Source organism: uncultured Amnibacterium sp., from assembly GCF_964244015.1.
Lineage (GTDB): Bacteria > Actinomycetota > Actinomycetes > Actinomycetales > Microbacteriaceae > Amnibacterium.
In genome coordinates, this window is sequence record NZ_CAXTHO010000083.1 from 1 (window position 1) to 13,391 (window position 13,391).

Below are 13,391 nucleotides of genomic sequence, written 5' to 3' on the forward strand. Positions count from 1 at the left end.
GCGGAGCGGATCGACGTCAGCGGCTGCGTGGTCACGGCGGGCCTCGTGAACGCGCACCACCACCTCCTCCAGTCCGCGTTCCGCACGCTGCCGGGCAGCCGCGGCGTGCCGATGTCCACCTGGCTCGGCGTCATGAGCGCGGCATATACCCGGATCGGCATCGATCCGGAGCTCGCTGCCGCGGCGGCCGCGGTCGGCGTCGCCGAGGCGCTGCTGGACGGTGTCACGACCATCGCGGACCACCACCTCACCTGGCCGGCGGGCGTCGACGATGTCGGGGTCGCCGCTGCGACGGCCTCCGCCGCGGCCGCGCTCGGTGCCCGTCTCGTGTTCGTCCGCGGGTCCGCCCGCGACGATCCGGAGGAGGCCGCGGCATCGGCCGACCGCGTCGCGGAAGCGCTCGTCGGCACCGCACCCGGCGGGATCGCGCCGGGCGGCATGCTGCAGGTCGCCGTCGGTCCCGCCGGCGTGCACAGCGACGGTGAGGCGACGTTCCGGGCCCTCGGCGAGGTCGCCGCCCGCCGCGGCCTGCGGCGGCGGACGCAGGCGAACGAGCAGGTCGACGTGGCCGTCGCGGCCGAGCGCTACGGTCGCCGCCCGCTCGATCTGCTCGACGAGTGGGGCTGGCTCGGCCCGGACGTGACGGTGGCGCACTGCTGCGCGATCACCGACGTGGAGGTGGCCCTGCTCGCGGACCGTGGCGTGTCGGTGACCCACGCGCCGGGCTGCGACGTGCCGATGGGGTGGGGCGTCGCTCCGGTCGGGGCGCTGCTCGATGCCGGTGTCGCGGTCGGTCTCGGCACCAGCGGAGGCGGCAGCAACGACGCGGGCCACCTGCTCGCGGACGCGCGGCTCGCGATGCAGGTCTCGGGGCTGACCGGCCGGCCCCTGACGGCGCGCGACGCGCTCACGGCCGCGACGGCAGGATCCGCCATCGGCCTGGGGCGGCCGGAACTCGGCCGCATCGCGATCGGTGCAGCGGCCGACCTGGCGATCTGGGACGTGTCGGGAGTCGCCGACGCCGGCGTCGCGGACCCGATCGCGGGCCTGCTCTGGGCCTCCCCCGGTCGCCGCCCCCGCGACGTGCTGGTCGCCGGGCGGCACGTCGTCCGCGACGGCGCACTGGTCCACGCCGACGAGCGCGACGTGGCGGACTCCCTCACCCGCCTCCTGGTCACTCGCGCGTAGGTCGCACTCTCCGTTTCGTAGGCAGACTCCGCCTACAAAACGGAGAGTGCGGGACCCGTCGATCGCGGGCTGGTGGCGGACGTCAGAGCTCGATGGTGATGCGGGGGCAGGCGGCGCGGCTCACGCAGATCATCATCGAGACGCCGTCGTCCTGCTCCTCCGGCGACAGCACGGAGTCGCGGTGGTCCACCTCCCCGTCGACGATCGGCACCTCGCAGGTGCCGCAGGTGCCGACGCGGCAGGAGGAGAGCGCGAGCACGCCCGCCTCCTCGACGACCTCCAGGATCGAGCGCTCCTGCGGCACCGTGACGGTGATGCCGGACAGCAGCAGCTCGACCTCGAAGCTCTCGTCGTACACCGGGGCCCCCAGCGCCCTCGCCTCGAACCGCTCGAGGTGCAGGTGCCCGCGCGGCCGGTCGCCGCTCGCCGCCTCGACGGCCTCGATCAGGCGCGCCGGGCCGCAGCAGTAGACGACGGCGTCCGGCGCCTCGCCGAGCAGGGCGACGACGTCCGCTCGAGCACCCTCGTCGCCCGCGAAGACGTCGACCCGATCGCCGAAGTCGCCGAGCAGCTCGTCGAGGAACGCCATCGTGCCGCGGGACCGGCCGGCGTAGACGAGCCGCCAGTGCGCACCCGCCTCCTCCGCTGCCCGGACCATCGCCCGGATCGGGGTGATGCCGATGCCACCGGCGACGAACAGGTACTCGCGGCCGGGCAACGGCTGGAACGCGAAGTGGTTCGCCGGTCCGCGCACGACGACCGGGTCGCCCTCGTAGAGCGAGTGGAGGTGGACGGAGCCGCCCCGCCCGCCGTCCTCGCGGAGCACGCCGATACGCCAGACGTCCTGCTGGGCGGGGTCGCCGCACAGCGAGTACTGCCGCTCGCCCAGCCCGCCGGGCAGTACGACGTCGATGTGCGCGCCGGGTGCCCACGGCCGCAGCAGCCCGCCCTCCTGCCGCACGAGGTCGAGCAGCACAACGCCCTCCGCCGCATCGGTCCGCGTCCGGACGACGAGGGTGATCTCGCCGGTCACGACCAGTCCTCCGGCACCTCGGTCGTATCGCGCAGGGCGTCGTGCATCCTCGCGACGCCCTGCGCCTCCTTCACGACGAGCAGCCGGTACGGTTCGCCGTCCGGTGACCACCACCGATGGGGGCTGCGCGCGGCGATCGTCGCCGAGTCGCCCGGTCGGAGCGGATGCGTCGTGTCGTCGAGCTCGATGAGCGGCGTCCCCTCCAGCACGGTCAGGAACTCGTCCTCCGAGTGCCGATGCACCGTGCCCGGCTCGGTGTTCGCGCCGCGCACGTCCATCGGCACGAACGAGAGCAGCTCCGGACCGAGAAGTCGCGCGGTGCCGAGCCCGTAGGGGCCGACGACGCCCTCGTGAGCGGCCAGTACGTGGGAGACGACCTGCTCACGTCGGTCCGATTCGCCGGCGAGCAGCTCCACCGCGCTCGTGCCGAGTGCTGCGGCGATGCGATCGAGGCTCGCCATCGACGGCCGCGCGAGCCCGCGCTCGAGCTGGCTCAAGAAGGGGTGCGACAGTCCGGCCAGGTCGGCGAGGCGTACGAGGGTCAATCCGCGGACGCGCCGCATCTTCCGGAGCGTCGAACCGAGGGCGGTCGCGGTCTCGGCCGTCGTGGGCTCCACCGACGCCTCCGTCCACTGCTCGCCGGGCACGGTCGCGCCCGGATGACCATCTCAGCATGCTGCATGCCGCACACGATTCGCGTCCCCGGCATCGTGCCCGAGGACGGATTCCAACTGGAACGCGATCGTCACACCGCGGAAACCTGCGGCTCCTAGCGTCGATGTTCAGCGGATCAACATCCGCACCCCACGAGGCGAGGAGGATCGGGATGCCCACCGAACCGCTCTCCGTCGGCCTCCTCCAGGGCGGTTCGCTGCCCGACGGCGCGGTCGTCGACGTCCGGATCGAGGACGGCGTCGTGGCCGCCGTCGGGGCCCGCGGCACGGTCGAGGCGGGTCCGGGCGACACGCTCGACGTCACCGGCTCCGTGCTGCTGCCCGCCCCTGCGGAGCCGCATGCGCACCTCGACAAGGCGCTGACGTGGGACGCCATCGAGCCGCCGGCGGGCGACCTGCGCCGGGCGATCGAGTCGTTCCACGACTTCGCGCAGGACGAGCCCCAGTCGGGCATCGAGGACCGAGCGTCTCGGGCGCTCGAGCGGATGCTCGCCGCCGGCACGACCGCGGTCCGCACTCATGTGAACTTCTTCGGCGGCCCCGACCCGCTGCGCGGTCTCCGCGCGCTCGGGGCCGTCCGCAGCCGCTTCGCCGGTCTGGTCGACCTGCAGCTCGTGGCACTGCCCGGCTGGGACACGCCCACCGCCCTCGTCGAGCAGGCGATGGCGGAGGGGGCGGATCTCGTCGGCGGCGCCCCGCACCTGTCGCCGGACCCGTTCGCCGACCTGGCGCGGCTGCTCGACCTCGCCGAGCGGCTCGGCGTCGGTGTCGATCTGCACACGGACGAGGGCCTCGACGGCCCGGTGACCTTGCAGGCGTACGCGGAGCGGACCCGCGACTGGCCCGTCGTGCGCAGCGCCGGGCACTGCGTCCGCCTCGGCACGCTGCAGCAGGCCGAGCTCGCGCCGGTCATGGAGGCCGTGCGGGCCGCCGACATCGGGGTGATCGCGCTGCCGATCACGAACCTGTACCTGCAGGGCTGGCAGACCCCGGTGGCGACCCCGCGCGGCATCACCGCGCTGCGGCCGCTGCTCGACGCGGGCGTCCGCGTGGCCGCCGGCGCGGACAACCTGCGGGACCCGTTCAACCCGATGGGCCGCGGTGATGCGCTCGAGACCGCCTCGCTGCTCGTGACCGCCGGCCACCTCTCGATCCAGGAGGCGGTGCACGCGGTCACGAACGGTGCCCGCTCGGTGCTCGGGCTGCCGCCCGCAGGAGCACACGTGGGAGCGGTCGCGGACCTGCTGGTCATCCGCGCGGCCTCCCTCGCCGACGCCGTCGCGTTCGCGCCCGCCGACCGCACGGTGCTGCGCCGCGGCCGGATCGTGGCGACGACGAGCACCGTCACGACCCTCGCCGAAGCGAGACCGGAGGTCCACGCATGACGATCACCGCTCCGAGCGGCACCACCACGGACACGCTGCTCGACTTCTCCGACGTGGCGATGCGCTTCGACAACGGCGTGACGGCGCTGTCCGGCGTCGACCTGCAGGTACGTCCCGGCGAGTTCGTCACCGTCGTCGGCCCCTCCGGCTGCGGCAAGAGCACGCTGCTCCGGATCGCCTCCGGCCTCGAGACCGCGTCCGAGGGCACCGTCTCCGTCGCGACGAAGCGCATCGGCTACGTGTTCCAGGACGCGACGCTGCTGCCCTGGCGCACCGTGCAGAAGAACGTCGAGCTGCTCGCGGAGCTGAACGGGCGGTCCAAGGAGGAGCGCCGCAAGGACGCGGAGGCGGCGATCGAGCTGGTCGGGCTGACCGGGTTCGAGTCGTCCCTGCCGAAGCAGCTGTCCGGCGGCATGCGGATGCGCACGTCCCTCGCCCGCTCGCTCACCCTCGACCCCGAGCTGTTCCTGTTCGACGAACCGTTCGGCGCACTCGACGAGATCAGCCGCGAACGCCTGAACGACGAGCTGCTCAGGATCTTCATCGAGCAGAAGTTCGCCGGCCTGTTCATCACCCACTCCGTGTCGGAGGCGGTCTACCTCTCGACGCGGGTGGTCGTGATGTCGGGCCGGCCGGGCCGGATCGTCCGCACGTTCGACGTGCCGTTCCCGATGCCGCGGGATCCGGAGATCCGGTACTCCTCCGAGTTCGCCGAGCTCGTCGGCGAGGTCTCCCACGCGCTCCGGGAAGGGCACCGCTGATGGCGATCGACAACCAGACGTTCACCGCGGGCGCAACCGCGTCGAGCGGTGTCGTCTCCGGCCCGGTCGTCGTGCGGCGACGCCCGGGGCGGAGCACCTGGCTGCCGCCCCTGCTCGCCTTCGTCGCGATCGTCGGGGTCTGGTACGCCATCGCTGCGGGGTTCGACGCGCAGAAGCGCGGCTTCCTCTGGCCGTACCCCCACGCCGTGCTGTACGCCGCGTTCGCCGAACCGACTGCGGTGTCGCAGATCTACCCCGCTCTGATGAACACGGTGCTGGTGGCGCTGACCGGCCTCGTCATCGCGGTCGTCCTCGGCGTCGCCATCGCGGTCCTCATGGCGCAGGCGCGCTGGATGGAACGGTCGTTCTTCCCGTACGCCGTCATCCTGCAGTGCGTCCCGATCCTCGCCATCACACCGCTGATCGGGTCGATCGTCGGCTACAACTTCGTCGGCAAGGTCGTGGTGACCGTGATCATCTCCCTCTTCCCGCTGATCGCGAACACGCTCTTCGGGCTGCAGGCCACGGACAAGGGGCAGCGTGAGCTGTTCCAGCTGCAGAACGCGTCCCGCTGGACGCTGCTCGCGAAGCTGCAGGCGCCGGCGGCGATGCCGTCGTTCGTCGTCGGCCTCCGGAACGCCGCCGGCCTCTCGGTCATCGGCGCGGTCATCGGCGATCAGCTGATGGGTCAGGGCAGTCCCGGCCTCGGCACGGCGATCGCGGTGTTCAGCTCCCGCATCCAGGCGCCCGAGACCTGGGCCGCGCTGCTCATCGCGTCGCTGTTCGGCGTCGCGGTGTTCCTGATCTTCGGACTGCTGGGCCGGCTCGCCGTCGGCAAGTGGTTCGACCTCGGCTAGCCGGTCCGCACACAGCACCCCGCGGGCCGTCCGGCCATCCACCGCACCGATCCCAGAAGGAGTCCCCCCTTGCACCGCTCCCATTCGTACGCCCTCGCGGCCGGCACCGCGGTCAGCGCGATGCTGCTGCTCGCCGCCTGCTCCGGCGGCTCGGCATCCCCCTCCGCCTCGACCGCCGCCCCCGCGACGGCCTCCGTCGACCTGTCCGACGTCTGCCCCGCCACCGTGGTCGTGCAGACGGACTGGAACCCGGAGTCCGACCACGGCGCGCTCTACCAGCTGCTCGGGTCCGGCTACACGGCCGACATCGCGAAGAAGACGGTCACGGGCGACCTCGTGATCAACGGCGAGTCGACCGGGGTGAAGATCCAGATCCGCTCCGGCGGCCCGGCGATCGGCTACCAGTCGGTCACGCAGCAGATGTACACCGACACCTCGATCACGATGGGCTACGTCTCCACCGACGAGGCGCTGCAGAACTCGGCCAAGCTGCCGACGAAGGCGGTCTTCGCCGAGACGGACAAGTCCCCGCAGATGATCATGTGGGATCCCGCGACGTACCCGGACGTCACCGACATCAAGAGCCTGGGCACCGCGCTCGCGAAGTCGGGCGGCGTGGTCCGGTACTTCAAGGGCGCCGCCTACATGAGCTACCTCCAGGGCGCCGGCTACCTGCCCGCCTCCGTGCTGGACGGCAGCTACGACGGCACGCCGGCGAAGTTCGTCTCGGCAGGGGGCAAGGACGCGCAGCAGGGCTTCGCCAGCGCGGAGCCCTACATCTACGAGAACGAGGTCGGCGCCTGGAAGAAGCCGGTGAAGTTCCAGCTGATCTACGACACCGGCTACCAGTTCTACCCCGAGTCGATGAGCGTCCGGACCGCGGACGAGGAGAAGCTCGCGCCGTGCCTGAAGAAGCTGATCCCCGTCATGCAGCAGGCCGACAAGGACTACTTCGGCGATCCGACCACCGCGAACACGGCGATCCTCGACCTCGTCACGAAGTACAACAACGGCTGGGTGTACGACCAGGCGACGGCCGACTTCGGCGCGAAGCAGTACAAGGACCTGAAGCTCGTCGCGAACGGCCCCTCCGGCTATCTCGGTGAGATGGACTCGTCGCGCGTGCAGAAGGTCATCGACCTCTCCACACCCATCTTCACCAAGGGCGGTACCCCGCCGAAGTCGGGGCTCACCCCCGACGACCTGTTCACGAACGAGTACCTCGACACGACGATCAAGTTCTGAGTCGTGCCGTCACCCACCGCCCCGGTCCTCGCCGCAGGTCGCCTCATCGGCGCCCGCGCGGTCGTGACCGGGGCGGCTCGGGGCATCGGCGCCGCGATCGCGGGCCGCCTCCACGCGGAGGGAGCGGCGATCGCCGTGCCGGACCGGCTGGAGGATCAGGGCCGGGCCTCCGGGGAGGCCCTCGACGGCGTGTTCATCGCGGTCGCCGCATGGACGGCGCGCTCCCCGCTCGGCCGACTCGCCGACCCGCAGGACGTCGCCGGCGTCGCCTGCTTCCTCGCCTCCGCGGACGGCGCCTACCTGACCGGGCAGGCGATCAACGTCACCGGCGGCATGATCACCCACTGACCCCACCGACCACCAACTCCGAGAGGCCCCACGATGTCGACTCCAGTCGCAACCTTCCCCGATCAGGCGATCACCGAGCTCGCGGCGGAGCTGCGCGAGCTGCTCGGGGAGAAGAACGTCAGCACCGAGCAGCGGGTCCGGGAGCGCGCCAGCGTCGACGGGTCGACGATGTCGCCCATCATCGCGGCGCAGCTGCCGCTCGGCCTCGCGGACGTCGTCGCGTTCCCCACCTCGGCCGAGCAGATCGGTCAGGTCGTCGCCGCGGCCGTGCGCCACGGCGTGCCCATCACCCCGCGCGGCAAGGGCACCGGCAACTACGGCCAGGGCATCCCGATGGCGGGCGGCCTGGTGCTCGACCTCACTCGCGCCCGCGCGATCGTGGAGGTCGGCGACGGCTCCATCACCGCGGAGGCGGGCGCGCAGATGGTCGTGCTCGAGCAGGCGGCGTGGAAGGCCGGCCAGGCGCTGTGGATGTACCCCTCCACGGCGCAGTCCTCCATCGGGGGCTTCCTGTCCGGGGGCTCCGGCGGCACCGGCACGATCGAGCACGGCTCGAACGACATGGGCTACGTGCTCGCGCTCGACGTCGTGCATGCCGACGGCTCCCCCGACCTGGTGCACGTGGAGGGAGACGAGGCGCAGCGCTACGTGCACAACTACGGCACGGCCGGGATCATCGCGCGCGCGACCGTCCGGCTCGAACCGCTGCGCGACTGGGTCGGGCTCTATGCGAGCTTCCCGACCCTGCCGGACGCGCTGCCCGTGATCCGCTCGGTCGGGCGCCTGCAGCCCCCGCCCCGCCTCGTCTCCGCCGACAACCCGGCGATCTCGGCGACGCTGCCGCCCGACGACGCGATCCCCGCCGGCCGCGCCAGCCTGCGGGCGATCCTCTCCACCGATCAGGTCGCGGAGGCGACCGCGCTGATCGAAGCGGCCGGCGGCCGGGTGGAAGCCCTCCGGGACGGCCAGCAGACGAGCATGCGGATCAGCATGCTGAGCTACAACCACCCGATCGAGTGGTTCCAGAAGTCGACGCCGATCCCCACCTTCCACGTCGAGGTGTCCGGTGAGGCGCTCATCGACCGGATCGCCGAGGTCGAGGCCGTCTACCCGCGGGGCCTCCTGCACATCGAAGCGGGGCACACCGTGCCGATCGGCATGCTCGCCGGGGAATACATCAGCCCCGAGCAGGTGCTGGAGGGTATCCCCCGGCTGAACGCGCTGGGGGTCGGCGTGCACAACCCCCACCAGTGGAACGTCGACTTCGCGATCGAGCGCACGATCGAGACCGCGCAGCGCACCGACCCGAACCGTCTGCTGAACCCCGGCAAGCTGAACGTCGACTACGCCGGGCCGCGCAAGGGCGCCGTCCGATGAGCCGCCGGTGGGCGGACCAGCCCGCACCGAAGCTCGCCGGCCTCCTCTCCGAGCGCAGCATCCTGGTGCAGCCGATCGGGGCGATCGAGCAGCACGGACCGCACCTGCCCCTGTCGACGGACGTGCTGGTACCGGAGGCGGTCGGCGCGGCCGCGGTCGACCGGGCCGCGGCGGAAGGGCTCGACGTCTGGCTGCTGCCCACTCTCGCGGTCTCGAAGTCGGACGAGCACGCCTGGGCGCCGGGCACGCTCTGGCTGTCCGCGGAGACGCTGCTGGCGGTGCTGCACGATCTCGGACGGTCGATCGCGGCCACCGCGGCGCGCAAGATCATCTTCCTGAACGGTCACGGCGGCAACACGGCGCTGCTGCAGGTCGCGAACCGGGAGCTGCGCCGCGTCCACGACCTGCAGCCGTTCACGATGCCCGCGGGGGTGCAGCGGGCCGGCAGCGGGCGGGACGGCGAACCCGACGAGCTCGGGTTCGGTATCCACGCGGGGTGGTCGGAGACCTCCGTGGTCCTGCACCTCGCCCCGCACCTCGTCGACGCCGCCGCGTTCGCGCGGGCGGTGCCGGAGCGGCTGGCGGACCACCGGCTGCTCGGCTTCAACGGCAGGCCGGTGACCTTCGGGTGGCTGTCCGACGACTTCGACGCCTCCGGCGTGATCGGCGACCCGACCGGATCGAGCGCGGAGGCGGGTGCCCGGCTGTTCGACGAGGGCGTCGACTTCGCGGTCGAGGCGCTCCATGAGATCGACCGGTTCCCGCTCGCGCCCCCGCGCGCATGACGACGATCATCGGCGCACCCCTGGAGCTGCTGCATGACTGGCTGCCGCCGAACACGCAGCAGGAGCGGCCGCAGATCCAGGTGGCGACGGTCGACAGCGATGGCCGGCCCGACATCAGGACCGTGCTGCTGTCGGCGTGGGACGAGGACGGCTTCGCGTTCCACACCGACAGCGCGTCGAGGAAGGTCGCGCAGCTCGAGGGCAACGCGGGGGTGGCACTCGTCGTGCTGTGGCCGGGCTTCAGCCGGCAACTCGTCATCCGAGGCGTCGCGGCGGTGCAGGATCGCCAGGCGCTCGACGCCGCCTACGCGTCCAGATCGCCGTACCTCCGGCAGCTCGCGTGGCAGAACACGACCGAACTCGCCCAGAAGGACGCTGTCGCTCGCGCCTCCGCCTGGCAGCGGTTCAGCGTCGAACACGCACTCGAGGAACTCGCAGCACCCGATACCTGGACCGGGTTCGTCGTGCATCCTGATCGGCTGACGTTCTGGCAGTCGGATCCGGACGGACCGAGCCACCGCGTCGAGTACCGGGCGACCGGGACGGGGTCGTGGACCGAGCACCACCTGGCGGGCTGAACCCGCGCAGGATGGGCACAGTGCTCGGAGCCCGCGACGCGGGCTCCGAGCGTGAGGTCCTACTCCTCGAGCTTGATCGCGACGCCGAGAGCGAAGAACGTCGGTGCCCAGTGCCCGATGAAGATGCCCCAGCGGTCGGACTGCGCCTTGTCGTTCGAATCCCTGGCCTGCGAGAGGCCCCAGGACGCGAAGCTCAGACCGATCGAGATGAATCCGCCCCAGTAGGCGTACTCGCTCTTGAAGCCTGCATCTACCAATGCCTTGATGGGGTTCATCCGCATCCTTTCGACGGGTGCAACCCTCGCATCAGCGGGTCGGCGAAGCCTGGACGTCGGATGCGAGAGCGCCGTCCATCACCGACGCGGCGATGCGCCGGAGCCCGACCTTCTCGTCATCGCGGAGCCGCGAGAAGAAGACCTGCTCGAGCGTCTCGACGTAGCCGCACGAGGCGGTCGCGAACGCGTCGGCACCGGCCGCGGTCAGCACGACCCAGGTGCCGCGGAGATCGGTCGGGCACTCGGCGCGCTCGACGAGCCCGCGCTCGGTCATCCGGCGCACCTGATGCGAGATGCGGCTCTTCTCCCAGCCGAGCGACTCGGCGAGCGCGCCGGCGCGGAGGCGATGGCCCTCGGCGTCGACGAGGCTGTGCAGCACGTCGAAGTCGGCGCCGGAGATGCCGGCGTCGCGCTGCAGCCGCTGCTCGAGCGCACGCTCGATGCCGGACCGCATCGAGCTCACCTCGCGCCACATGGCCCAATCGGCGGGATCGAGTCCAATCGCCTGCGACATGACCCCGAATGTAGCACCTGGTCGTTGACGTGTCACCGTCATGGCAAGCTGGCGGACGCATCAACCGTTCTCATGAAAGGACACCATGGCCGACCTCAAGATCGCCGTCATCCTCGGCAGCACCCGTGAAGGACGCAACGGCGCCGCCGTCGCCGACTGGATCGTCGAGCAGGGCGCACGGCGCAGCACCGCCGAGTACGAGCTCGTCGACCTGCGCGACTACCCGCTCCCCTTCTTCGAGGCAGCCGCCTCGCCGGCCTACGTGCCGCCGACCGACCCGGCCGTGCAGCGGTGGGCCGCGAAGATCGCGGAGTTCGACGGCTACGTCTTCGTCACCCCGGAGTACAACCACAGCTTCTCCGCGGTGCTGAAGAACGCGCTCGACTCGATCTACACCGAGTTCAACAACAAGGCGGCCGCGTTCGCCAGCTACGGCGCCTACCAGGGCGCCCGGGCCGTGGAGCAGCTCCGCGGCGTCGCCTCCGAGCTGCAGCTGGCGCACGTGCGCCAGCAGCTCGGCTTCAACCTGTTCACCGACTTCGAGAACATGCACACGTTCACGCCGGGACCGCAGCACGAGGGCGGCGCCGAGATCCTGTTCACGCAGCTCGAAGCGTGGGCCGGCGCTCTGAAGTCGATCCACGCGAACGAGACCGTGCCTGCGTGATTGCCTGAACCCGTCCACTGGTCGGGGTGGTCTCGAGGCTCGCTTCGCTCGCACCTCGACCAGCGGACAATCCGTTGGTCGAGGAGGGCCGCCAGGCCCGTCTCGAGACCACCCCGCACCTCACAGCACCTCGGCGAAGAAGTCCTTCATCGCGGTCCAGCTGCGGCGGTCGGCGCGCTCGTCGTACTGGGCGCCGTACTCCGGCGTGTTCGCGGTGGGCACCGTGAAGGCGTGCATCGCGCCCGAGTAGGACACGACCTGCCAGTCGACCTCCGGAGCCGTCCGCAGCTCGTCCTCGAACGCGATGACCGACTCGGTCGGCACATGCGGGTCGGCCGCACCGGTGAGCACGAGCACCTTCGCGCGGATGCGCGCAGCCTCCCCCTCCGGCCCGGTCGGCAATGCGCCGTGGAAGCTGACGACCGCACGCAGGTCGGCCCCGTCGCGGGCGAGCTCCAGTGCGGAGGAGCCGCCGAAGCAGTAGCCGATCGCGGCGAGGCGGGACGGATCGGCTGCCGGATCCTCGGCGAGGCGTCCGAGCGCCGCGGACAACCGGCTGCGCCACAGCGCCTGGTCGCCGTAGAACCCGCCGGCGACCTGCGGGGCGGTCTGCCCGTCCGGGCGGACGTCGGCGCCGTAGACGTCCGCCGCGAACGCCGCGTAGCCGAGGCGGGCGAGCATGTCGCAGCGGATGCGGGTCGCGTCCGTCACGCCGAGCCAGTCGTGCACGACGAGCACACCGGGCACGGCGCCCGTCGCGCCGGCGGGCACGGCGAGGTAGCCGCGGCACACGACCCCGTCCGCGTCGTACTCGACATCCGACCCGACGACACCGCCCGGCGGCTCCGGCTCGCGGTCGAGGACGGTCTGGAGTTCGGCTTCGTAGGACATGGCGCCATCCTCCCCGCACCCGGCCGAGGGTGCGATCAGTGCTGCCCGATCAGTGCAGCCCGAGCCGCTCGCCGATGCGGGCGATCGTCTCCGCGTACGCGACGTGACCGGAGGGGCCGGCCCCTCCCGACAGATCGACCCCGTCGACGCCCGCCTCGAGCAGCTGCTCGGCGAGGCGGACGGCGGCGTCCTCCCCCGCCCGGCGCGGATCGGACGACGACAGGATGCCGTCTAGGTATCCCTCCGGCAGCACGAGGGCGGGGAACGCGGCGAGCAGTGCGGCGCTCTCCGCGGTGGAGACGACCGGGACGCAGGCGATGAATCTGGGATCCGCGCCGGCGTCGCGGACCTCGGCGATGAACCGCAGGACGGCGTCGAGCCCGCCGCAGTGGTCGACGAAGCAGACCTCGGCACCCGCGGCCAGCTTCTGCACCAGCCGGGCCGGCCGGCGGTGGATCGGCGGCGCGGCCGGCGACTCCGCGACGGCGACGAGATGGCCCGCAGCCGCGGCGAGCGCCGCGAGCCGGGTGCTGTCGAGGTCGAAGACGGGCTGCGCATCGGGCCGGTGACCCCGGGCGGGCAGGTCGCCGGTGACCGCCAGCACCCCGGCGACGCCGAGGTCGGCGAGCGCGGCCAGCTCCCCCTCCAGCGCGACCCGGTTGCGGTCGCGGCAGTTCAACCCGGACACGACCGGAAGCCCGGCCGCGTGCAGCAGTGCGGCCCGGTGGGCGGGAGGGAACTGCACCCGGTCGTCGGGACCGTCCCCGACGAGGACCGCGTCGACGGCCCCGCGCAGCACGGCGGCGACCGCCG

General features: G+C 72.0%; 16 protein-coding genes. 10 read left to right on the plus strand and 6 right to left on the minus strand.

From position 1 onward, the window contains the following. Window positions 1-1,188: amidohydrolase family protein (locus tag ACFE67_RS10205; protein WP_375406766.1), on the plus strand; the 1,188-nt coding region annotated here is incomplete at its 5' end. A gap of 82 nt (window positions 1,189-1,270) precedes the next feature. Here ACFE67_RS10205 and ACFE67_RS10210 read toward each other — a convergent pair. Both ACFE67_RS10210 and ACFE67_RS10215 read right to left on the minus strand, forming a co-directional pair. Beyond that, a complete protein-coding gene (locus ACFE67_RS10210; RefSeq protein WP_375406767.1) occupies window positions 1,271-2,221 on the minus strand; it encodes a PDR/VanB family oxidoreductase in 951 nt (316 codons plus the stop codon). Beyond that, the gene (locus ACFE67_RS10215; protein ID WP_375406768.1) at window positions 2,218-2,838 is read right to left on the minus strand and encodes a helix-turn-helix domain-containing protein; all 621 of its coding nucleotides are present in this window, start codon (window positions 2,836-2,838) and stop codon (window positions 2,218-2,220) included. Before ACFE67_RS10215 ends, ACFE67_RS10210 begins: the two co-directional genes overlap by 4 nt. Before the next feature lie 209 nt (window positions 2,839-3,047). Here ACFE67_RS10215 and ACFE67_RS10220 point away from each other — a divergent pair, with 209 nt between their 5' ends. From ACFE67_RS10220 to ACFE67_RS10255, 8 genes are all read left to right on the plus strand, one after another. After that, a complete protein-coding gene (locus ACFE67_RS10220) occupies window positions 3,048-4,280 on the plus strand; it encodes an amidohydrolase family protein (RefSeq protein WP_375406769.1) in 1,233 nt (410 codons plus the stop codon). Next, window positions 4,277-5,041 (plus strand): ABC transporter ATP-binding protein, encoded by a 765-nt coding sequence (locus ACFE67_RS10225; protein ID WP_375406770.1) that lies wholly within the window; start codon window positions 4,277-4,279, stop codon window positions 5,039-5,041. The genes ACFE67_RS10220 and ACFE67_RS10225 overlap by 4 nt, the downstream gene beginning before the upstream one ends. Next, window positions 5,041-5,898, plus strand: a complete 858-nt coding sequence (locus ACFE67_RS10230; protein ID WP_375406771.1) for an ABC transporter permease — start codon at window positions 5,041-5,043, stop codon at window positions 5,896-5,898. The genes ACFE67_RS10225 and ACFE67_RS10230 overlap by 1 nt, the downstream gene beginning before the upstream one ends. 69 nt (window positions 5,899-5,967) lie before the next feature. After that, on the plus strand, window positions 5,968-7,143 hold the full coding sequence (locus ACFE67_RS10235) for an ABC transporter substrate-binding protein (protein WP_375406772.1): 1,176 nt from the start codon (window positions 5,968-5,970) through the stop codon (window positions 7,141-7,143). A gap of 3 nt (window positions 7,144-7,146) precedes the next feature. Further along, window positions 7,147-7,491, plus strand: coding sequence for an SDR family oxidoreductase (locus tag ACFE67_RS10240; protein WP_375406773.1), 345 nt, complete (start codon window positions 7,147-7,149; stop codon window positions 7,489-7,491). 33 nt (window positions 7,492-7,524) lie between these two features. Further along, on the plus strand, window positions 7,525-8,868 hold the full coding sequence (locus tag ACFE67_RS10245; RefSeq protein ID WP_375406774.1) for an FAD-binding oxidoreductase: 1,344 nt from the start codon (window positions 7,525-7,527) through the stop codon (window positions 8,866-8,868). Continuing rightward, on the plus strand, window positions 8,865-9,653 hold the full coding sequence (locus tag ACFE67_RS10250; RefSeq protein ID WP_375406775.1) for a creatininase family protein: 789 nt from the start codon (window positions 8,865-8,867) through the stop codon (window positions 9,651-9,653). Before ACFE67_RS10245 ends, ACFE67_RS10250 begins: the two co-directional genes overlap by 4 nt. Further along, window positions 9,650-10,231 (plus strand): pyridoxal 5'-phosphate synthase, encoded by a 582-nt coding sequence (locus ACFE67_RS10255; RefSeq protein ID WP_375406776.1) that lies wholly within the window; start codon window positions 9,650-9,652, stop codon window positions 10,229-10,231. Before ACFE67_RS10250 ends, ACFE67_RS10255 begins: the two co-directional genes overlap by 4 nt. Window positions 10,232-10,290: 59 nt before the next feature. Here ACFE67_RS10255 and ACFE67_RS10260 read toward each other — a convergent pair whose 3' ends face one another. Next, window positions 10,291-10,506, minus strand: coding sequence for a hypothetical protein (locus ACFE67_RS10260; protein WP_375406777.1), 216 nt, complete (start codon window positions 10,504-10,506; stop codon window positions 10,291-10,293). 31 nt (window positions 10,507-10,537) lie between these two features. Next, window positions 10,538-11,020, minus strand: coding sequence for a MarR family winged helix-turn-helix transcriptional regulator (locus ACFE67_RS10265; RefSeq protein ID WP_375406778.1), 483 nt, complete (start codon window positions 11,018-11,020; stop codon window positions 10,538-10,540). Between the two features lie 85 nt (window positions 11,021-11,105). On the opposite strand from ACFE67_RS10265, the gene ACFE67_RS10270 reads away from it, so the two are divergent. Beyond that, window positions 11,106-11,687: an NADPH-dependent FMN reductase gene (locus ACFE67_RS10270; protein ID WP_375406779.1), complete on the plus strand. Its 582-nt coding sequence runs from the start codon at window positions 11,106-11,108 to the stop codon at window positions 11,685-11,687. 120 nt (window positions 11,688-11,807) lie between these two features. Here ACFE67_RS10270 and ACFE67_RS10275 read toward each other — a convergent pair whose 3' ends face one another. Together ACFE67_RS10275 and ACFE67_RS10280 are read right to left on the minus strand one after the other, a co-directional pair. Then, a complete protein-coding gene (locus ACFE67_RS10275; protein ID WP_375406780.1) occupies window positions 11,808-12,578 on the minus strand; it encodes a dienelactone hydrolase family protein in 771 nt (256 codons plus the stop codon). Between the two features lie 49 nt (window positions 12,579-12,627). After that, the coding region (locus tag ACFE67_RS10280; RefSeq protein ID WP_375406781.1) for a methylenetetrahydrofolate reductase at window positions 12,628-13,391 on the minus strand (764 nt) is incomplete at its 5' end.